Annotated in this window: 20 protein-coding genes; 2 read left to right on the forward strand and 18 right to left on the reverse strand. The window is 46.0% G+C overall.

Annotation, left to right across the window (positions count from 1 at the left end; translation table 11 throughout):
• Window positions 1–98 precede the first annotated feature (98 nt).
• Window positions 99–965 carry a ModD protein gene (gene modD, locus RID53_RS32930; protein ID WP_446392103.1) on the reverse strand — a complete coding sequence of 289 codons (867 nt, stop codon included), beginning with the start codon at window positions 963–965 and terminating at the stop codon, window positions 99–101.
• A gap of 171 nt (window positions 966–1,136) precedes the next feature.
• Here modD and RID53_RS32935 point away from each other — a divergent pair, with 171 nt between their 5' ends.
• On the forward strand, window positions 1,137–1,346 hold the full coding sequence (locus RID53_RS32935) for a TOBE domain-containing protein (protein WP_446392104.1): 210 nt from the start codon (window positions 1,137–1,139) through the stop codon (window positions 1,344–1,346).
• A 173-nt stretch (window positions 1,347–1,519) separates the two neighbouring features.
• Here the strand turns inward: RID53_RS32935 and RID53_RS32940 are convergent, their stop codons facing one another.
• From RID53_RS32940 to RID53_RS33005, 14 genes are all read right to left on the reverse strand, one after another.
• Complete coding sequence (locus tag RID53_RS32940) at window positions 1,520–1,942, reverse strand: hypothetical protein (protein ID WP_006099040.1); 423 nt, start codon at window positions 1,940–1,942, stop codon at window positions 1,520–1,522.
• 370 nt (window positions 1,943–2,312) lie between these two features.
• Window positions 2,313–3,596 (reverse strand): nitrogenase cofactor biosynthesis protein NifB, encoded by a 1,284-nt coding sequence (nifB, locus tag RID53_RS32945; RefSeq protein WP_446392105.1) that lies wholly within the window; start codon window positions 3,594–3,596, stop codon window positions 2,313–2,315.
• 213 nt (window positions 3,597–3,809) lie between these two features.
• Window positions 3,810–5,210, reverse strand: a complete 1,401-nt coding sequence (locus RID53_RS32950; protein ID WP_446392106.1) for a nitrogenase component 1 — start codon at window positions 5,208–5,210, stop codon at window positions 3,810–3,812.
• 212 nt (window positions 5,211–5,422) lie between these two features.
• The gene (nifE, locus tag RID53_RS32955) at window positions 5,423–6,790 is read right to left on the reverse strand and encodes a nitrogenase iron-molybdenum cofactor biosynthesis protein NifE (RefSeq protein WP_446392107.1); all 1,368 of its coding nucleotides are present in this window, start codon (window positions 6,788–6,790) and stop codon (window positions 5,423–5,425) included.
• Between the two features lie 324 nt (window positions 6,791–7,114).
• Entirely contained in the window at window positions 7,115–7,420 is a 306-nt protein-coding gene (locus RID53_RS32960; RefSeq protein WP_446392108.1) for a (2Fe-2S) ferredoxin domain-containing protein, read from the reverse strand.
• Window positions 7,421–7,558: 138 nt separating this feature from the next.
• Complete coding sequence (nifK, locus tag RID53_RS32965; protein ID WP_446392109.1) at window positions 7,559–8,935, reverse strand: nitrogenase molybdenum-iron protein subunit beta; 1,377 nt, start codon at window positions 8,933–8,935, stop codon at window positions 7,559–7,561.
• 156 nt (window positions 8,936–9,091) lie between these two features.
• Window positions 9,092–10,711 (reverse strand): nitrogenase molybdenum-iron protein alpha chain, encoded by a 1,620-nt coding sequence (gene nifD / locus RID53_RS32970; protein ID WP_446392110.1) that lies wholly within the window; start codon window positions 10,709–10,711, stop codon window positions 9,092–9,094.
• Window positions 10,712–10,822: 111 nt separating this feature from the next.
• Window positions 10,823–11,218, reverse strand: coding sequence for a P-II family nitrogen regulator (locus RID53_RS32975; RefSeq protein ID WP_446392111.1), 396 nt, complete (start codon window positions 11,216–11,218; stop codon window positions 10,823–10,825).
• 116 nt (window positions 11,219–11,334) lie between these two features.
• A complete protein-coding gene (locus RID53_RS32980; protein ID WP_446392112.1) occupies window positions 11,335–11,694 on the reverse strand; it encodes a P-II family nitrogen regulator in 360 nt (119 codons plus the stop codon).
• Window positions 11,695–11,784: 90 nt separating this feature from the next.
• Entirely contained in the window at window positions 11,785–12,609 is an 825-nt protein-coding gene (gene nifH / locus RID53_RS32985) for a nitrogenase iron protein (RefSeq protein WP_446392113.1), read from the reverse strand.
• A gap of 518 nt (window positions 12,610–13,127) precedes the next feature.
• Window positions 13,128–14,075, reverse strand: a complete 948-nt coding sequence (gene nifU / locus RID53_RS32990) for a Fe-S cluster assembly protein NifU (protein ID WP_446392114.1) — start codon at window positions 14,073–14,075, stop codon at window positions 13,128–13,130.
• A 131-nt stretch (window positions 14,076–14,206) separates the two neighbouring features.
• Window positions 14,207–15,436 carry a cysteine desulfurase NifS gene (gene nifS / locus RID53_RS32995; RefSeq protein WP_446392115.1) on the reverse strand — a complete coding sequence of 410 codons (1,230 nt, stop codon included), beginning with the start codon at window positions 15,434–15,436 and terminating at the stop codon, window positions 14,207–14,209.
• A 153-nt stretch (window positions 15,437–15,589) separates the two neighbouring features.
• On the reverse strand, window positions 15,590–16,060 hold the full coding sequence (locus RID53_RS33000; RefSeq protein ID WP_446392116.1) for a NifB/NifX family molybdenum-iron cluster-binding protein: 471 nt from the start codon (window positions 16,058–16,060) through the stop codon (window positions 15,590–15,592).
• A gap of 1,037 nt (window positions 16,061–17,097) precedes the next feature.
• On the reverse strand, window positions 17,098–17,475 hold the full coding sequence (locus RID53_RS33005; RefSeq protein WP_446392117.1) for a hypothetical protein: 378 nt from the start codon (window positions 17,473–17,475) through the stop codon (window positions 17,098–17,100).
• Window positions 17,476–18,008: 533 nt separating this feature from the next.
• Here RID53_RS33005 and cysE point away from each other — a divergent pair.
• Window positions 18,009–18,851, forward strand: coding sequence for a serine O-acetyltransferase (cysE, locus tag RID53_RS33010; protein WP_446392118.1), 843 nt, complete (start codon window positions 18,009–18,011; stop codon window positions 18,849–18,851).
• 29 nt (window positions 18,852–18,880) lie between these two features.
• On the opposite strand, the gene RID53_RS33015 is transcribed toward cysE, so the two are convergent.
• The 3 genes from RID53_RS33015 to RID53_RS33025 all read right to left on the reverse strand — a co-directional run.
• A complete protein-coding gene (locus RID53_RS33015; protein WP_446392119.1) occupies window positions 18,881–19,243 on the reverse strand; it encodes a DUF5615 family PIN-like protein in 363 nt (120 codons plus the stop codon).
• A gap of 5 nt (window positions 19,244–19,248) precedes the next feature.
• Window positions 19,249–19,479 carry a DUF433 domain-containing protein gene (locus RID53_RS33020; protein ID WP_446392120.1) on the reverse strand — a complete coding sequence of 77 codons (231 nt, stop codon included), beginning with the start codon at window positions 19,477–19,479 and terminating at the stop codon, window positions 19,249–19,251.
• A gap of 88 nt (window positions 19,480–19,567) precedes the next feature.
• A partial coding sequence (locus RID53_RS33025; RefSeq protein WP_446392121.1) for a hypothetical protein occupies window positions 19,568–19,825 on the reverse strand: 258 nt, incomplete at its 5' end.

Consider the following 19,825-nt stretch of genomic DNA (forward strand, 5'->3'; position numbering starts at 1 on the left):
GACAGAAGGTGTTGATAGGAGCATCGTACTAATCTGAACCATGACTTACCAAGTTAGCAGGTCTGGGCGGGTTTTGTAGAAACGTTATCATCAATAAATCAAAGTAACTCCCTAAACCCGCCCGTACAAACCATTTCTACCTGGATATCAGCAGGTTTGGCATAATAGGGAGCCGTTAACACCAACCCATCTACGCCCGTTGCTGCATAGTTAGCAATATTAGCATCGTTAATCCCGCCAGCCGCCAAGGTCATTAGGGTTGGATTCATGGACTTGAGTTGGGGAATTACCTCGGTTAATGCCTCAGCGTTTACTTTATCAAATTGAATTCCATCTATACCTGAAGCGGCTAAGTTAAAGGCGGTAGCCATATCTTTAACTTCAACAATGACTTTCTTTTCTTTAACCTGACGCTTAATTACGGGTAGTTGCTGAATGAGGGAGTCAATTCCGCCCAGAAAGTTGAGATGCTGTTGGAAGATTAAAACAGTTTCTGAAAGTCCCAGTCGATGAGGATATGCCCCACCCGCTAAGATGGCTTTCACGGCGATGGGTTTGGTTGCTGGGATGACTTTGCGAGTGGTATAAAGCATCACATCTTGATTCGCCGCTTGTGCTAATTGCACTAGATTGTAGGTTTTGGTGGCGACTCCACAGGCATATTCCAGTAAATTCTGGGCAGGTTTCCAAGCCAGATGCAAGGCGGCGGCGTTTCCGGTAGCACTGAGAAAGGTGACACCTGCGTCCAAGATTTCACCTGTCGCCAAGATTGTTGTCACGTCTGCCCCAGTTTGGCGTAAGATACTGGCGGCGTCTTCGGTGCAAGCTAAAACGGTTTTGGCGCGAGTGGTAAAGCGGATTGTCCCCATGCGATCGCCAATCCCTAACACCTGGGTGGTTAAATCAAAATAGGGAACGTCTTCTTGGATTAACTGCTGTAGTAACTGCTGTGAGATAAAGACCATTACGTATTTTGTCTTCGATAGTCTGCCTTGGCTATATCAGTTCTGCGAGTGCAAAAGTGAGTAAAATCATACAATTTGCTGTTTTTATCAAATTATTCAGCAAAATCAGAAAATTCAGTAATTTTTGGTATTATTAGCTGGTTAACCAATGACTAAATTAGGGATTGAACTATGGAAGTTAGCGCTCGTAATACCTTTAAAGGGACAGTAAAAAAGGTTGTACCTGGAGCCGTTAACAGTGAGGTGACTATAGAAGTTGCTCCTGGGGTGGAAATGACGGCAATTATCACCAAGTCTTCGGCGGAACGACTTGGTCTCGCCGAAGGTAAGGAAGCTTATGCTGTTGTTAAAGCGACAGATGTCATGGTGGCAACAGATTAAAGGGTGCGTGCTTGAACATTGGGTTGTCCCAAATCCTCAGTTTTCACCAGTCAACAGCAGCCCGGAATCGTAGGGGCGCACAGATGTGCGCCCTGACTTAATTAGGATAGGACTTTTCTCATCTCACAAAAATTGTCAGCCAAGCGGGAATCCTGATAAAAATGTTTTCAAAACTACTGATACCGCCGTCTTGCTCGCCTTGCCAAGGCTTGCTGCAATTTTTCTTCCAGTTCCTGAATTCTAGTTTCATGACGATTGAGTTCTTGCTGTTGCAGCAGCAGAGAAAGTTTCAAATCTTCCCAGCGTTGGGTATACGTTGTCCATTGCTTTTCCAGATATGTAAAGGCTTGGAGAATGTTAACAATTGGTCCGGCTGTCGTCGAATAAACTTGACAAACTTGTCTATCTGAAGTGACCTCAATTAAGACCAGCATACCTTTATTAATATGCTTGACTTGGGTGGCGATAATTACTTCATCTTGAACCGTGCGCCAAATTTGTCGGCTTCTTTCTTGGCAATAGGCTTGCAGTTTAAGTACCGTTGCCCGACTGCCAATCCAGGAATGATTTTTTTTGACTTCAGCTAAATACAGCATAATTTTATCCCTTTAATGTGCTTAGAAAAACTATTACGGAGATGCATCATTTATGGCATTTCATGATCAGATTAAGGTGATTATTGTTATTGTTTATCATTAAAAATAGGCATCTAGTATTCCAAGCTACAAATAATTGCTTAATCGCTCTTTGTTATTTTTATTTAAGATTAAAAAAAATTATAATTAACTGTAGGGTGGGTTAGGCGGTAACTCCATAAAGAGGAATAACTATTTAATCAGATATCCGCCGTAACCCACCAATAATAAGGAAAAAGAAAAACGGTGCGTTACGCTTTGCTAACGCACCCTACAATTTGCGGTGATAAATGGCAGCGTTTATGGCGAAGACAGCGCAACTACAAACGGTTTAACCACAACCTAAGCCACTCCCGGTACATTCTCCAACTTTACCAGCCGCTACTTGCCGTTTGCCCTTCAGCTTTGACAAATCACTTCCTTCATAAACGGCTTGCAATCCCGTCTCAATAAAACCGCTCATTTCTACCGGAAGCACACCACACTTGGTCAAAATTTCTTTCGGGTTATCGCCAATACTGCTGGCTAAAATTGCCCGACAATCTTTCAGCATATTGGCAACTTTTTGCCACCGTTCAAAACCACTTCCACGGTCAGGGGCGAGACGTTCTTCCACTAAGGTAAAGCCTTGATCTGTTTTCTGCCAAATCTGAAACTGATCCACTTGACCTAAATGCTGATTCACCAGAATTCCTTCAACGGTTGCTACAGCGACATAAGGGCGTTCTTTTTCTTCAATGGGAATCACTTTCTTAGAACAAGCAATCAAACACCCGTGGAATTCTTCGGACTGATCTGCGCCTAAAAGTCCCACAGCATCTGCCCGACAGCGTGTACAATGGCGCATTTGCGGTAAATATTCCTCGCATTCTTTGCGGATTTTCGCCATCGTAATCCCATCGGGTTCAGTCAATCCCTCAAATGGCGTTTCGGCGGTGGGATACATCGCCATCGCATTAAATAAATCTGCCCCAAGTTCTGCCATGGTTTTGGCAACTTCAACCACATGATGGTCATTAATTCCGGGCATAACGATGCAGTTTATTTTAACCGTAATTCCGGCAGCTTTTAGCCCTTTTACAGCTTCTAATTGCCGTTCTAAGAGTAACTTCGCACCTTTTAAGCCCTGATAAACGGACTTTTCATGGCGTACCCAACGGTAAACTTTGCGGGTAATTTCTGGGTCGATCGCGTTGATGGTAACGGTAACGTGACTGACGCCAATTTCGGCAATTTCGTCGATATATTCGGGTTTGAGATTTAAGCCATTGGTCGCCAAGCAGAGGATTAAGTCGGGAAACTTTTCCCGCAGCAGCCGCATTGTACCTAAGGTTTCCTCTGGATTGGCAAAGGGATCACCCGGACCCGCAATTCCAGCCACACTGATTCTCGGTTCTTTCTCTAATACCTTTTCCATGTAAACAGCGGCTTGGGCGGGAGAAAGAATAGTGCTGGTGACACCGGGTCTACTTTCGTTAACGCAATCATATTTGCGATTGCAATAATTACATTGGATATTGCACTTGGGTGCTACAGGTAAATGGACTCGTCCGAACTGTCCTTTTACCTTGACATTAAAACAAGGGTGATTTTCTAAATTAACTGTGGCTGTCATGGTTTTCTCTCCTGAAGTGATGAGTTGAATTTTCGGAAACTTATCAAGACTAAGTTAGTGACGAATGATTACTTGTGAACGAATGACGAATGACTAAGCTGTCATGCATTTAAATTGGGTATTAGTAGCGAGCAAGATGCTCGCACTACAAGGCTTTCGCCGTTATTGATATTAAGGTTTAAATGCCGAACAGCTTAATGACAAATGACCAAATCAAAGATAGCCATACCCCACTGGTGAATCAGCTTGCTTCTTCTCGATAATGGCATTCACAATCCGATCTAACAGGTTCTGAGTCCCGCGATACCCCAGATGTAGCATCCGCTGTCCGCCAAAGCGATCGTGAATGGGGAAGCCTACGCGGATTAGGGGAATTTGCTGTTTTTTAGTCAAGGAATATCCTTTGCTGGTTCCAATCAACATATCGGGGTCTAGACTTTCGATTTCTTCAGAAATTTCATAGAAATCAAATCCTTCTTTAACGATTGGCGGTTCGGTGACAATATCCGAAGTAACCGCATTAATCGCATCCTGAAACTGTCCACTATTTCCTCCTGATGCACATAAGACTATCTTCATGCCGATTTCGGCTAAAAATGCCGTTAATCCGACACACAAATCTTCTTCCCCATAAACAACTACCCGCTTACCAAACAGATATTTATGGGAATCAACATAGGCATCCACTAACCGCCCTCGTTCCAGTTGATGTTTTCTTGGTGTCGCACACCCAGAAACCTCTTCTAGGGCTTCAAAGAAGCGATCGCACTCTCGCAACCCAATCGGCATCCCCAAGGCGTACAGGGGCACACGGTTGCGTTCAGCCAGAAGTTGACCCCCAGAATTACCCGTGCGTTGCAACACTTGACCGAACTCAATCGTGGCGTCAGAATGTCCCATACTTTGAATCGCTGCAATTGGCGTTCCCCCTTCCGGAATCTTTTCATAGTCCATTTGTGCGGGGGCGTCTAAGGTTTCTGAGATATCCGGTAGGATCGTTCCTGGACAATTAAAATCATCGAGAACTTCTTTTAGATAACGGATATCGGCGGGAGAAACTAATCCAGGTAAAAGATTGACTTTGGCTTTCTCCTCTTGCAAAGAGGGAGTTGGGGAGGATTCAGTTACTAACTGATCAATAACTGCCCGCACTGTAGCATGGAAACCTTCCATGTGGGTGCCACTATAACTGGGGGTGGAGACATTTAACAAGGTTGGCAATTCCTTATCGCCAAATTCTTCCTTAAACTCCCTCAATAACCCACTAACATTATCACCAATGGTTTCAGTTAAGCAAGTGGTGGCAATTCCCACAACTTTCGCGCCATATTTATCCATGACATTGAGGATACCTTTTTTCAGGTTGGGTCCTCCGCCATAAACGGCGTGTTTTTCACTCAAGGAAGATGAGGCAATGTCAATGGGTTCGCGAAAATGACTAATGATATAACGCCTCATGTAGGTAGCGCAGCCTTGTGATCCATGCAGAAAGGGTACGGTTCCCTCAATTCCACGAAAGGCAATACAAGCGCCCAGAGGTTTACACAGTTTACAGGCGTTGGTTGTGGAAACGTAAGCTTCGGTTTTTTGCTTAATTTTGAGTTTCTTAGACATGGTTTTATCGGTGGCAGCGAATTAGGTAATGGTTTATCATTTCAATCCTGGAATAATGGTGCGTTACGCTACCCTTTGGAAACGCGGCGTGAACGCTAACCCTACAACTTAAGTTTGAGGAATAATGGTGCGTTACGCTTCGCTAACACACCCTACAACTTGAGGCACTAAAGTGCCTACTACGAACAACCCGTTTTAACGGGTTTAAGCTTTTAGCTTGAACTTGAGTTCAAGGCTTGATTTTTACGCGGCACAAATCTCCAGACGGGAGACATAACGGTGCTATGTACTTCCTTAGCAAAATTCACCATTCCCAGAAACCCTTCTAACGCTTCCTTGCGTTCATGGTTGTGGTCACAGAATCCAAGTCCTAACTTATAGGCAATCGGTCGTTCTTTCACACCACCGACAAAGATATCTACATCTTTTTCTTTCAAAAATGCCGAGAGTTCTAAGGGGTTAGAATCATCTACAATAATTGTGCCGTCATCGGTAACTTCATGGAGTTCTCGGTAATCTTCGCTGGTTCCCGTTTGCGAACCCACCATCACCACATCCATGCCGATAAGTCGGAAGGCTTTCACTAAGGAAAAAGCCTTGAACGCACCGCCCACATAAATCGCCGCTTTTTTACCTTGTAAGTCTTTGCGGTACTCTTGCAGTTTAGTATACAACAGGGTTAATTCTTCCCGCACTAAGTCTTGAGCGCGTTTGAGAATGTCTGGGTCATCCTCGAAGAAGCGGGCAACTTTATACAAGGCTTCCGCCATGTCTTCGACACCAAAGTAGGACACTCGTAGAAACGGAGTTCCATACTTTTCTTTCATCATTTTGGCTAAGTCCATCGTCGCCCCAGAACACTGAACCACATTGAGTGCAGCGCCGTGCGATCGCGCGATATCTCCAACTCTACCATCGCCTGTGATATTGGCAACAACCTGGACACCCATGCGTTCAAAATATTCGCGGATAATCCAAATTTCTCCGGCTAAATTAAAATCACCCAGAATATTAATACTGCGAGGAGAAATTCCGGTAGTATCCCCTGTCCCCACTAAGCGAAACATGGCAGTACAAGCAGCATTATAGCCCGCCCGTTTGTTGCCCTTAAATCCTTCTGATTTAACCGGGATAACGGGGATATTTTTTTCTTGGCTAACTCGCCGACATATCGCTTCTAAATCATCACCAATAATCCCCACAATACAAGTTGAATAAACAAACGCCGCATTGGGGTGATGTCGGTCAATCAGTTCCGTTAACGCCTGATGGAGTTTCTTCTCACCCCCAAAGATGACATCCCGTTCTTGTAAATCCGTGGAAAAACTCAACCGATGCAATTCTGGACCCGATGAAAGCGCCCCGCGAATATCCCAGGTATACGCCGCGCAGCCGATGGGTCCGTGGACTAAATGAACCGCGTCAGCGATGGGGTATAAAACAACGCGAGAACCACAAAATACGCAAGCCCGTTGGCTAACTGCACCCGCCAGACTATCTTTATTACATTCCAGATTAAACGGTTGGTTTCCTTTGCGGTGAATTTGCTTTTCACGTTCTTGGAAAATAACAGGTTCCATATCGTCAGGCTCACAAACGTTGTACAAAAATGCTTTTAGAAGAAGCGGAAAAGGCGGGGAATAAGTAAGCCCCGACATCCGCCAAGAACTCAAGTTCTTGGCTTATAGCTCAAGTCGTCTAAAGACGACTGGAATTCTTTCGTGTAGGGGCGACCCGCTTGTACAAATCAACAACTATATCCATTCAATTAATTGACTCGGGTCGCCCTTTACTAATCCTTTCTTTGAAATGTTCTAGAATTCTGAGCGAGTCGTCTTTAGACGACTTTCGCGTTTGGTTCCTTGGGTTTGAACCCAAGGCGGTTTAAGGCGAGTGCTTTAGATTTAACTAACAAACAGATAATCCTCAGCAGGTTTGCCGTCTTCTAAGGCGTCGAGGATTTCGTCAATGGCTTCTTCATCAACATTGCCGTACCAGTAATTATCTGGATAAACCATCATCACAGGTCCGTTGTTGCACAGATTCATGCATCCCGTTGAGGAAACCAGAGCGTCTAAACCGCGATCGGTGATTTCTGATTCGAGATACTGGATTAACGTTGTAGAATCCTTGTTCTGACAAACTCCTTTCGCGTTGCCATTGACTCGAAAGCTGGAACAAACGAAGATATGGTGTTCAGGTTTCTGCATGATAAACCCCCTTAAAAAGGATGAAAAATTAAGGATGATTTTTGAGTTTTTTAGGACTAACTCCAACCTTGGATTTGGGGCGGATTTAGTCACATCAGGTGACACCAATTATCCGAATTAACCCGCCCCGATCGCGTTCTAGCGAACCAATTCAAACAGCTCATCGGGAGCATCCCGGTCGAGGCGTTCGAGTAAGGTGTTGCAAATATTAGATAGCAGGTAGATACCACCCCAGTAGCAAGCTGTGGGGAAGTAGCTGTGACCGACGCGATCTAAAATGGGGAAACCGAAGCGCACGATCGGAATATCTTCATCACGACCGATATACTTGCCGTATTCATTGCCCAGAAGCAAATCGACTGGTTCATTCTTAATCAGTTGATGCAAGTAGAACAAGTCTGCATTAGCTGCAACCACAGCATCGGGAACGGTATCCTTGAGGATATCTTTGACCCGTTCTTCAAAGCGCTTACCAACCGGGCTACCCGTAATCACGTAAACTGGTAACATCCCGCAGTCTACGAGGAACTCAGTCGCAGAGATCACCTGGTCAGGGTCACCGTATACCGCAACCCGCTTGCGATACAGATACTGCTGCATATCCGTCATCACATCAACCAACCGTCCTCGGTCATCATTGAGGGACTCAGGTGGCGTGACATCACTGAATTCAATCAAGGCTTGGACAAAGCGGTCAGTGGCGCGAAGACCAATGGGTAAGTCTAGGACACGAGCCGGAACTTGGCACTTGTTTTGTAGGGCTGTCGCGGCGGCTTCTGAGGTAAAATTACCCAAGGCTAAGGTGGCAGTGCTATTCCCGGTGTCGATTAAATCGGGAATCAGTGTCCCGCCTTTCGGGTACATCTGAAAATCACCGGTTTTCGGTGTATCCACCACATCCGAGGTATCCGGGAATACAATCGCGTCAATCCCCATTTGGGTCACCAACTGCTTAACCGCCCGCACGTCGGAGGGTTCGACATAGCCCGGAATAATGTTGAGCTTGTTATTCGGCGTCTCGGTTTTTGCCGATAAATAGGTCACCATCGCCTTGGTCATATTCGACCAGCCGGTGACATGAGACCCGACGTAGCTGGGAGTATTGGCGTGAATGACATATTTGCCTTCGGGAACTGCCCCAGATTCACGGGATTGGCGGATAAATGTGGGTAAATCATCGCCAATGGTTTCCGATAAGCAAGTGGTACTTACCGCCACCATATCCGGGTTGTACACGGTAAAAATAGTGGTCAGAGCTTGCTTGAGGTTTGCACCACCGCCGAACACAGAGGAACCCTCAGTAAAGGCGCTGGTTGCCGCCATGATGGGTTCTCTGTAATGGCGGGTCAGGTGAGACTTGTGGAATGAACAGCAGCCTTGGGAACCGTGGGAGTTGGGCAAGCAGCCGTGAATCCCTAATGCGGCGTACATTGCACCAATAGGCTGACAGGTTTTAGCCGGGTTAATTCGTAGCGCCTTGCGTTCAACGATTTCTTTAGGGGTTGCTTCTAACATGATTCTGGTTCTCCTTTGTGGGTTTAAGTCTGTAGGGGCGGGTTTCACTATTAACGTTGCTTGTTCAACCTAGATGTGACTAAACCCGCCCTGCTCGCAAGAATTAACGGATAACTTTTTTGCTCTCAGACGCGCCATGGCGCGTCTCTACATTGGCTAGTTCTGCCAGGGAGCTTTAACTAACTTCCAAGTGGGGTTGTTAATCCGCATATCGATATCTTTGGCAAAATTAACCGCACCTTGGAATCCGGCAAACGGACCACCGTAGTCGTAGTTGTGAAGTTGCTTACAAGGAACGCCAAACTTCTCAATCACATACTTGTCCTTAATCCCGGAACCGACGATATCGGGCTTGAGGCGCTTAATCAGAGTTTCTAGCTCATGATGGGAGATGTCATCAATCATCAACGTGTCTTCACCCATCTCCGAAATCATCCCCTCGTACCGATTCAGGAACCCTTCTTCTTTAAGCTGCTCCACCCATGCTGGGTCAGCAGTTAGTTTGTAGCGCTCTGGGTCTTTTTCGACACGCAACTCTTCGACGTTACGGGAGTCGGCGTCTACTTTCAACGGTAGAACTTGACGACCTTCGTAGTCATCCCGGTGAGCGAACTCATAGCCAGCAGCAATGGTTTTGATGCCTAAGTCTGCAAACAAGTCTTGGTAGTGATGAGCGCGAGAACCGCCCACAAACAGAATCGCACTCTTGCCTTGCAACCGTTCTCGAATCGGGGCAATTTCCGCTTCTGCGGCAGCCACTTCTTCAGCAATCACCTCTTCAATGCGCTGGGTAAGTGCCTCATCATTAAAGAATCGGGCAACCTTACGCAAGGACTTGGCAAACGCTTGAACGCCGATGAAGCTGACCTTTGTCCAGGGAACCCCAAACTTGGTCTCCATCATCTCCGCCATGTAGTTAATTGAGCGGTGACACATGACCAAGTTCAACTTAGCTAAATGGGCTTTCGTCGCTGCATCGTAAGTGCCATCACCACTGAATGTAGCAATCACATTAATTCCACACTTCTCAAGCACCCGCTCAATTTCATAGGAATCGCCGCCAATGTTGTACTCACCCAAAAGGTTGACGGTGAAGCCTTCAATTTCTTCGTCTGTTGCTTCGCCTTCACCCACCCAATTTTTAAAGAAGCCATTGTTGGCAATGTGGTGACCCGCAGACTGGGAAACGCCTTTGTATCCTTCGCAGTTAAATGCAACAACCGAAATGCCCAACTTTTCTGTCATCTCTTTGGCAACGGTTTGAATATCGTCACCAATTAACCCCACGGGACAAGTTGCCGTCACCGTAATCGCATTGGGCTTGAAGATGTCGTAACCTTCCTGAATTGCCTGACGCAGCTTTTTCACACCGCCGAAGACAATATCAGAGTCCTGCATATCAGTGGTGACACAGTAGCTCATGTAATTCTTGCCATCTTCACGGCTACGATACTGGTTGCGTCGCGTCATCCAGGTGTAGTAAGAACAGCCCACTGGTCCGTGAACAATGTGCAGCACGTCACCAAAGGGACCAACAACCACCCCTTTACAGCCAGCAAAGGCACAGTGTCTGGTGTTGAGAATGCCAGGAACGGTTCGCACATTCGCCTGAATTTCCTGTCCTTCGATGGACGGGTCCCGCATCACGATATGCTTTGCCCGTTTTCTGGCAACTTTGGCTGGGTAGGGCGATACCATCTCTTTGGTAACGTCTTTCGGGTCTACTTCATACGTCGCCTTTTCTAATTTCAAGGTATCTGAATCATGGGGACTCATAATCGTTTTCTCCTGTCTTAATTACTTTCCTAGAAGGGCGGATTTAGTCAAGTTATCGATGTGTACCAAACTGTTATCTGTAAACCCGCCCCTACATTTCGCTGGGAAACCTTAACCCGCCATTTCATCAATCGCGACGGCTCCTGTTTCGCCGCTGCTAACGCGGACACTATCCTCAACGGGCAGAACAAAGATTTTTCCATCTCCTGGGTTGCTGGTCTGATTGGTTTGAATCAGGGCATCAACCACTTGCTGAACGTTGTCATCGGGAACCACCAAACTGAGCATACGTTTAGGGATTAAACGGTGTCCTTGAGCCAGAAGGGGCAGCAAATCACTGCTATCTTGGGGATTTTCATTAATCGCTTTCGCTAACTGAAAGTCCACGGCTTGCCTGCCTCGACCGACTACTTTCACCGCTGTCACGGATGGAAAACCAGCTTTGCTTAATGCTGCTTTCGTCTGGTTAATTTTGTTCATCCTGATGACAGCCAGAACTTCTTTCATAACCTTAAACACAGAGATTTACTCTCGCGCCTCCTAACATAAACCGGGGAGTTTTCTTGTAGAAACCGTTATTCGCGATTTCTACAAGAACAACGGATACAAAATGGGTCTCATTTTTAGCGCGTAGCCAGCGCAGGTTCTTTCGTCTTTGAATCGGCTTTACCGGAGCTGATGGTGTAGACTTCTTCTACAGGACTGACAAATATCTTGCCGTCTCCTGCTGCTCCTTCTGTTCCCGTGCGAGCGCTGCCCAGGATTGCCCGAATCACAAACTCTTTTTCGGTATCGGGAACCACTACCATTAACAACGCTTTTGGGAGTTCATCATAAAGCACATTACCAATTTTCAATCCCCGTTGTTTGCCTCGACCAAAGACATCAACTTTGGTAACGGCTGGATAACCAGCATCTAAGAGCGCTTTCATAACATCGTCGCTCTTTTCCGGTCGAATAATCGCTCTCACCATGATAGTCATGGGATGTTGCCTCCAAACAATTGTGCTTGTATTTCAGCGGTGGAAGGTATGGAACGTTTTCTAACCTTCCACCTGCAACACACTGCATCTTTAGCCGTACAAACCGAACTTAACCAGTAGTTTTTCCAACTCGTCATTCTTCATTGGTGTGGGAACGACATGATTGGTATTCTCATCAATCGCTTTAGCTAAGTTGCGATAATGACCGGCTTGCTCACAATCGGAGTCATATTCAATCACCGTCTTGCGGTTCAGTTCTGCCCGTTGAACCATATTGTCGCGGGGCAAGAAATAGATCATCTGAGTGCCGAGAGATTCAGCCAATGCTTCGATAAGTTCAGCTTCCAGATCAACCTTACGGCTGTTGCAAATTAAACCACCTAAACGAACACCACCAGATTCAGCGTATTTTTGAATGCCTCGGCAAATATTATTAGCGGCATACATTGCCATCATTTCGCCAGAGGTAACGATGTAAATTTCTTGGGCTTTACCTTCGCGAATTGGCATGGCGAAACCGCCGCAAACTACGTCTCCTAGTACGTCGTAGAACGCATAATCAAGACCTTCACTCTCGTCATAGGCACCGAGTTGTTCGAGCATACTAATTGAGGTGATAATGCCTCGACCTGCACAGCCGACACCAGGTTCCGGACCACCGGATTCTACGCAGAGGGTTTTGCCATAGCCTTCTTTACGAATTTCTTCGAGATCGACGTCGTCGCCTTCTTCACGCAGGGTATCTAACACACTCTTTTGGTGCAAACCACCGAGCAATAAGCGAGTTGAATCCGCTTTGGGGTCACAACCCACGATCATGACTTTGCGACCGAGTTCGACAAGTCCAGCCACTGTATTTTGTGTGGTTGTGGATTTACCGATTCCACCTTTACCGTAAATAGCAATCTTCCTCATTTCAGACCTCCATTAGGATCAATTTTTTGAGGTTACATCATTAACAGTTAATTGAAGTTGATTCGGAGAATTTTTGTATATTCAACCATCCGAAAGCTTCAAATCAATCAAGAAACAAGTGAGCGTTTATCCTGGTAACGTTTTTTGTTTTCCTGATGATTTAATAATAGGAACTAAATCCAGACATAAAAGTGTAACTTGCTACAAAAACAGAACTTTATCGATTTAGTTTTAACTCGGTATTTTGCTGTTTGTAACAAAAATAATGTGTTTCTATATAAACAATATAACCATTGCCAAACCTAGAAGAATCAAATCTTTAGTTATTATTAAAAGTGACAGAAATCACTGCTTTCTATTTGTGCTATTCAAATAAAAAAATAATTATTTTTCGAGTTTATTAGACCTGTTATAAGTCAAAAAAACACCCTTGGCGATTCACCAAGGGTTACCTATACAACGGAGTTACGTTAAAACTTGTTCAATCAGAAACTGAAGTCAAAATTTGCACATTAAACTTAAACTACGGCTTCAACAATAAGATTAGGAGACACTCGTTCTTGCAGCCGCTTTTCGATCGCCATCTTCAGGGTAATCATCACGCTGGGACAACCATCACACGATCCTTTGAGAATCACCTTGACGCGATCGCCCTCTACGTCATGCAACTCCACATCGCCGCCATCATAGGCTAATGTGGGACGGATTTCCGTTTCCAGAACCTGCTGAATCAAGGTAATTTTTTGCAAGTTCGTCAGGGTAGCAGGAGGTGGCGATGTCTCCTCTTTGATCGGGGAAGTCGATGGAGTCGTTGTAGCGACGGCGGGTTGAGGAATCGGTGCGGACAACGACGCGGCGGTATTTAATGTCTCTTGTTCTTGAGTAACATCAATCACCAGATCATCGATATCTGCCAAACATGATCCACACCCGCCACCCGCTTTAATGTAGTTGGTGACTTCTTCAGCGTTAGTGAGGTGATTTTCCCGAATCAGTCGCTTAATCTTAGCGGAACTAACCCCAAAGCAACTACACACCAAGGGACTTTCGTCCTCTTCCTCCGGTCTAACCGGAATCCCTTTATAATCAGAGATTGCCGCTTCTAGGGCTTCTTGACCCATAACCGAACAGTGCATCTTCTCTTGAGGTAAGCCGCCCAAATAGCTAGCAATCTCGCGATTCGTCAGTTGCAACGCATCATCAACCGTCATCCCCTTAATCAGATCCGTCAGCGCCGAGGAAGACGCGATCGCACTCGCACAGCCAAAGGTTTGAAAACGGGCATCCAGAATGGTATCAGTTGTGCTATCAATCCTCAGATACAAGCGCAACGCATCGCCACAAACAATACTGCCAATTTCGCCAACCGCGATCGTTTCCGTCGTCGCACAATCTTGAGTTGCGATCGCGCCCATATTGTGAGGATTATGAAACAAATCCATTACTTTGTCAGTGTAGTCCCACATGGCTTATTCTCCCGTTATTTGTCATTCGTCATTTGTTAGGGAACAAGGAATAGGTAAGGTAGAGTTTTGAGTTAACGTCCTCATCTCCCTTATCTCCCAGACGTAGCATGCTACGTCTCTACAAACCCTGTTCATTTCACTGTCTCCATAACCCCTCTCCCCTTTTGCTCCCTGGCTGTTTGCAGCCAACCGTGTTCTTCGTCGGCTTCATTCTTGAAGGGGGAAATCGTTCGCAAGCGTTCTACAATTGCTGGCATTACTTCCAACACCCGATCGATTTCGGCTGAGGTGGTATATCGGGACAAACTAAAGCGAATCGAACCATGAAGCAGGGTGTAAGGGAGTCCCATCGCCCGCAGCACATGAGAGGGTTCTAATGATCCAGACGTGCAAGCCGAACCCGACGAGGCGCAAATTCCAAACCGATCTAGGGACAGTAAAATGGCTTCGCCTTCGATATACTTAAAGCCAATATTCGTCGTATTCGGTAGCCGCATCGAGGGATGACCATTTAGCTGACAATCGGGAATCCGACTCAGTAACCCTTGTTCCAAGCGATCGCGTAATTCCTTCACCTGGGTAACTTCTTCGCTGACATGCTGGATTGCCAATTCTGCGGCTTTCCCTAAGCCAATAATCGCGGGAACATTCGACGTACCTCCTCGACGCCCTCGTTCTTGATGTCCACCAATTAACAGGGGACGAAAGCGCACACCTTTGCGAACATAAAGTACCCCAATCCCCTTAGGTGCATGAAGTTTATGACCGGAGAGAACCAAGAAATCAACCGTACTCTCGCTCATATTCAAGGGAACTTTCCCCACCGCCTGCACCGCATCAACGTGGAACAAAATGCCCCGTTGTTTAACAATTTGCCCAATCCGTTCAATCGGGAAAATCGTCCCCGTTTCATTATTGGCGCACATCACTGAAACTAAAGCCGTGTCGTCGGTGAGAGAGGCTTTCAATTCCTTGAGATCAATCAATCCTTTGCCATTAACGGGGAGATACGTCACCCGATAGCCTTCTTTTTCCAGTCGTTTGCAAAGTGTGTAAACTGCTGGATGTTCCACCGCTGTGGTAACAATGTGCTTCTTGTCCGGTTGGGTGATCAACGCCGCACGAATCGCCGCATTGTCTCCTTCCGTACCGCAACTGGTAAAGATAATTTCTGTCGGTTGAGCGCCCAATAATGCCGCAACTTTTTCTCGTGCTTGCTCTATATTGCGGGCTAATTGTCCACCAAACGTGTGCATGCTGGAGGGATTTCCATAATATTCACTCAGATAAGGCAGCATCTCCTCCAGCACAGCCTCGTCTACACGGGTGGTGGCATTATTATCCAGATAAATTACACTCATAGGTCTACCTATAGAACATCAGTCTCGGAATCGAACTCGATGCTAAAATTCCTGTAAAATCGTAACCAAAGATACAAAATACTCCATGTTTGAATCAGGGCGGATTGAGTGAAGGGATTGATGGTTGTCAAACTTTATTGGTAAAACCCGCCCCTAGACCCTTTGATATTGCTCGTAGAAATCCAGCACTACATTTTCAATCACATCGTAGGCTTCAACGCACTCAATTCCCTGCGCTTGCAATTGTTCCTTGGGACAAGCACCAATCTTAGAAACGAGAACAGCTTGGCAATCTGAAAGCGTTTGCAGAATATTGTCGAGTACATCGGCTTCGCCATACCCGCCTTGGCAATAGGGAGTTACGGAACGCCGCTCAATACAATGGGCTTCATCGTGATCAACGTCGTAAATCTCGAATTCTTTAGCATGACCGAAATGTTGATTAACCAAGCCACCGCCTTTACTGGCGACAGCAACGCGGATTTTAGTCCGATTGGCGACAGAGGATGTATTTTCAGTTCGAGTCGCATTCAGGAATTCTTTAAACGGCTCTTTACCCGTTTGTCGTTCCTGATGTCGTTTCAAGTCGTATTCAGATTTCATCTTCAGACTGTTGGTGTTCATAACATCCTTCTCCGGTGTCCCCGAATCGCCTAATCGTCTGGGCGTAGCCAATCCAGTAACTGTTAACGGTTTGAGTCGTGGGCTTTCGGCATTGTCTGAATTAAAAGATAAATGCACCCTTAACACCCAACGCCAATACTTAAACAGTTAAGTATGAAGGAGTTGATTGAGCATCCTTCATACTTGAATTCCGGCGATAGTTGTTTTTATAGCAGCTCGGTTGAAAAAGGGTATTCTGTTCGCCTGGGGTTAAGACTTATTAGATTAATTGGTTATGCACTCATCACCCTAAAGTCTGATTACAGAGGCATTTCAAATTTATTTTGGGGTAGGGGTTCTAGTATTTTCGGGATGGGGTGCAAGTATTTATGGGGTGGGGCGTTAGAGTTTTTGTACTCACGCTCAAAGTCTATTGTAGTGAGGGATTGAGCTAATTTTATTCGGAGCTTTTACTGAGTACAGATTTGTACTCAAAATGCTTATCGGTTAAATCTAACGTTTTACCTTGAATGGCATTTCTGTATCTAAATTAGCATTTTTTTGCGGAGTCTGCATTTCTATCGATTTTTTTTAGATTTCCCCGATTGGTGTAGGTTGGGTTGAGGAACAGGGGTTGTAGAGACGTGCCATGGGGCGTCTGGGAGATGGAGAAAATGTAGGGGCGGGTTTTACCATTAACATTTGGTTTTCACCCTGATGTCACTAAACCTGCCCCAACGGATTAAGCTGTCATGCATTTAAATTGGGAATGGGTAGCGAGCAAGATGCTCAATGTAGCGAGCAAGATGCTCAATGTAGCGAGCAAGATGCAAAGCCTGCGGCATGGCTTCGCTAAACGCACTACGGCAAGCCCTTATTGATATTAAGGTTTTAAAAATAACCCCCCTTAATCCCCCCTTGCTAAGGGGGGAAACGTTCCCTCCCCTTACGAAGGGGAGGGTTAGGGAGGGGTCGCATCAAGGTATTGCGTTCTGGCAAGAGCTTAAGTTGACACGGATTGGCATTGCCGTGTCCCTACTATATGTGATGTGGCGTTTTTACTTAACTGGCGTATAATTCCAGCCATAAATGCGGTAACGTTCTGAAGCTGGAAAAACAGGATCATTGTTAACCGTGGTAATGCTCAATTGATTACCCTGCTCGTCTTGAAAGATAAACTTACAAAAACCCAAACCCGTTCCAGAGCAGGCTTCTATCTCGTGCCATCCCTCGACCTGGTGTATATGATTCCTGAGTGTTTCAAATTCATTTTCCAGCTCAAACGTGGCAGGTTGCCATCCTATCTCGATGAGTTCTTGTCTTAAAGCCCGATAGGACTGATTCTGATTAATGTGGGGTAATGGTAATCCCAAGGCTTTCTGTACTGATAAGAGTGATGTTGAGAAACTTAACGCATATATTAAAAACTTCCTCATCTTCAACCATTTCCTCTATGTTGTTTCCACTCTTTTATATCCTCTTTTTCCGGGCGGGTGTAGTCCTGACTTTTCACGTCATCTAGAAAAATCGATATCAAACCTAACCCCCCAGCCCCTTCCCTTTTAGATCCCCCTCTTCCCTTTTGATCCCCCTTCCGTCCCCCTTCAAAAGGGGGAGACCAGATGTTGCTTCGCTTTTGGTTCCATGGGTGAAGAATTCAAAGCCTCTCTCCTTGCAGGAGAGAGGTTTGGAGAGAGGTTTTCCAGATCCCGTGAACAGTCAGGTTATCGTCAGATTCTGAGTACACAAATACTAGAACCTCGACCCAAAACTCTTGCCATCCGGGATAAAAAATACGAGAACCCCGATCCCCCCAGCACGGATAAATTCCCATAAAATCAGAAGGTTGAGCGTTGAGTACATCATTAATAAGTGAATCCAGTCTAATCTGTCGCTAATGTGCAACCTAGCCATCAAACATCTGGTATAAGCTTCAAAAAGATCAACTTCGTTTCAGGGGCGATATGCAATGCTACAGTCCACGACTAATTACTCAACAGCGCGATCGCAGCTTGCCACCCCAGTAGCAGAAGGCAGAAGGCATAATTGGATAACCCATTGTCAGCCACCTATAGATGATAGGGAATTAGAACGAGGCGACACTGATAAAATCCCTAGAGTCAGAACACCGTTTCAGGTGATCAAGCAAGGCTGGCGCACCCTCTTAACCGACTTTCAGATTATCTTTGAACGTGATCCAGCCGCCCGGAATCGGTTCGAGGTATTGGTTTGCTATCCCGGCTTACAGGCGCTGATCAGCCATCGCCTCGCCCATTGGCTGCATCGTCAGCGAGTACCATTCCTTCCCCGTTTCCTGTCTCAACTGGCGCGATTCTTCACCGGAATCGAAATTCATCCAGGGGCGGTGATGGGTAAGGGTGTGTTTATTGATCATGGCATGGGCGTGGTGATTGGCGAAACCGCGATTGTGGGCGATTACTGTTTGATTTACCAAGGCGCAACCCTGGGCGGAACCGGTAAAGAAACGGGCAAACGCCATCCCACATTAGGGAAGAATGTGGTGGTGAGTGCAGGTGCCAAGATATTGGGGAATATCCACATTGGCGATCATGTTCGCATTGGGGCGGGTTCAGTCGTGTTGCGCGATGTCCCCACCGATTGTACGGTGGTGGGAGTACCGGGGCGAATTGTACGTCAGTCGGGTAAGCGTATTGATCCCCTAGAACATGGACAGCTACCGGATACACAAGCCGCCGCGCTACGGACGTTACGCGATCGCATCACCGAACTTGAACAGCAATTGGAATCCTTGAGTCGAAAAGAAAACCAGGATGAAAAATGCCTGGATTAGACTTGATAATTACAGAAACATCTTTGATCTCAAACCGATGGACGACGAATTCGGGTTTGTGTTTCATCAGCAACGACTAGACAACCTGCCAAAGTTGTGAGTGGATAGTCCTGCACAACCCGAGCCAAAACATCAAGCACCGCCTGACGACTTCCACCACGAGAACGCAACAGTAAAATCCCCGGATGAGTTCCTGGTGGAAAACGTCGGATATCCGAAAAGTCTAAATCTAGAGTAATAAAAAAGCGCCCATCAGTACAAGCTTGCTGCCATACAACTTCATCATCTTCACCGGACAATCCTTCATCAGTAACCCGATCGCAATCGTAACCTTTATTCCGGAGAAACTCTGCATGGGTAATACTAAGGTTTTCGTCTAATTTAACCAACATAATCCTTATCGCAACGGTAACAGTTCTTCTTCTCTCACCAGTGCGGCAGCATAAGCGATCGCAGAGCGCACGTTGTCTACAGTTAATGGCGGATAGTCTTCGACAATCTCTTCTAGTGTTAATCCTTCTGCCAGATTATCCAGAATAACTGAAACCATAATGCGAGTTCCTTTAATACAAGGTTTTCCATGACAAACCTTGGGGTTTATCTCAATCTGTTCTTGCCAATTATTCATTTTTTATCTCGCCTAACTTGTGAAAATGGACTAATCTGATAGTAGCAGAACCTTAAACGACGACCCGATCAAGTGCTATTGGCAGGTGTTACGCGATCGCATCACCGAACTCGAACAGCAATTGGCATCCTTGAGTCGAAAAGAAAACCAGGATGAAAAATGCCTGGATTGTTCGGCATTTAAACCTTAATATCAATAATGGCGCAATCCTTGCCGTAGTGCGTTTAGCGAAGCCATGCCGCAGGCTTTGCATCTTGCTCGCTACATTGAGCATCTTGCTCGCTACATTGAGCATCTTGCTCGCTACATTGAGCATCTTGCTCGCTACATTGAGCATCTTGCTCGC

The organism is Coleofasciculus sp. B1-GNL1-01 (assembly GCF_040220235.1).
In the GTDB taxonomy this organism is placed as follows: domain Bacteria; phylum Cyanobacteriota; class Cyanobacteriia; order Cyanobacteriales; family Coleofasciculaceae; genus Coleofasciculus.

What these genes read in the sequence shown, in the direction of transcription:
- nifK (WP_446392109.1), bottom strand. Translation starts at nt 8,935, where the DNA reads ATGTTAGAAGCAACCCCTAAAGAAATCGTTGAACGCAAGGCGCTACGA.
- RID53_RS33015 (WP_446392119.1), bottom strand. Translation starts at nt 19,243, where the DNA reads ATGTTGGTTAAATTAGACGAAAACCTTAGTATTACCCATGCAGAGTTT.
- nifU (WP_446392114.1), bottom strand. Translation starts at nt 14,075, where the DNA reads ATGTGGGACTACACTGACAAAGTAATGGATTTGTTTCATAATCCTCAC.
- nifD (WP_446392110.1), bottom strand. Translation starts at nt 10,711, where the DNA reads ATGAGTCCCCATGATTCAGATACCTTGAAATTAGAAAAGGCGACGTAT.
- RID53_RS32935 (WP_446392104.1), top strand. Translation starts at nt 1,137, where the DNA reads ATGGAAGTTAGCGCTCGTAATACCTTTAAAGGGACAGTAAAAAAGGTT.
- RID53_RS32950 (WP_446392106.1), bottom strand. Translation starts at nt 5,210, where the DNA reads ATGTCTAAGAAACTCAAAATTAAGCAAAAAACCGAAGCTTACGTTTCC.
- nifH (WP_446392113.1), bottom strand. Translation starts at nt 12,609, where the DNA reads ATGAGGAAGATTGCTATTTACGGTAAAGGTGGAATCGGTAAATCCACA.
- nifB (WP_446392105.1), bottom strand. Translation starts at nt 3,596, where the DNA reads ATGACAGCCACAGTTAATTTAGAAAATCACCCTTGTTTTAATGTCAAG.
- nifE (WP_446392107.1), bottom strand. Translation starts at nt 6,790, where the DNA reads ATGGAACCTGTTATTTTCCAAGAACGTGAAAAGCAAATTCACCGCAAA.
- RID53_RS33000 (WP_446392116.1), bottom strand. Translation starts at nt 16,060, where the DNA reads ATGAACACCAACAGTCTGAAGATGAAATCTGAATACGACTTGAAACGA.
- RID53_RS33005 (WP_446392117.1), bottom strand. Translation starts at nt 17,475, where the DNA reads ATGAGGAAGTTTTTAATATATGCGTTAAGTTTCTCAACATCACTCTTA.
- RID53_RS33020 (WP_446392120.1), bottom strand. Translation starts at nt 19,479, where the DNA reads ATGAATAATTGGCAAGAACAGATTGAGATAAACCCCAAGGTTTGTCAT.
- RID53_RS32975 (WP_446392111.1), bottom strand. Translation starts at nt 11,218, where the DNA reads ATGAAAGAAGTTCTGGCTGTCATCAGGATGAACAAAATTAACCAGACG.
- cysE (WP_446392118.1), top strand. Translation starts at nt 18,009, where the DNA reads ATGCTACAGTCCACGACTAATTACTCAACAGCGCGATCGCAGCTTGCC.
- nifS (WP_446392115.1), bottom strand. Translation starts at nt 15,436, where the DNA reads ATGAGTGTAATTTATCTGGATAATAATGCCACCACCCGTGTAGACGAG.
- RID53_RS32940 (WP_006099040.1), bottom strand. Translation starts at nt 1,942, where the DNA reads ATGCTGTATTTAGCTGAAGTCAAAAAAAATCATTCCTGGATTGGCAGT.
- RID53_RS32980 (WP_446392112.1), bottom strand. Translation starts at nt 11,694, where the DNA reads ATGACTATCATGGTGAGAGCGATTATTCGACCGGAAAAGAGCGACGAT.
- RID53_RS32960 (WP_446392108.1), bottom strand. Translation starts at nt 7,420, where the DNA reads ATGCAGAAACCTGAACACCATATCTTCGTTTGTTCCAGCTTTCGAGTC.
- modD (WP_446392103.1), bottom strand. Translation starts at nt 965, where the DNA reads ATGGTCTTTATCTCACAGCAGTTACTACAGCAGTTAATCCAAGAAGAC.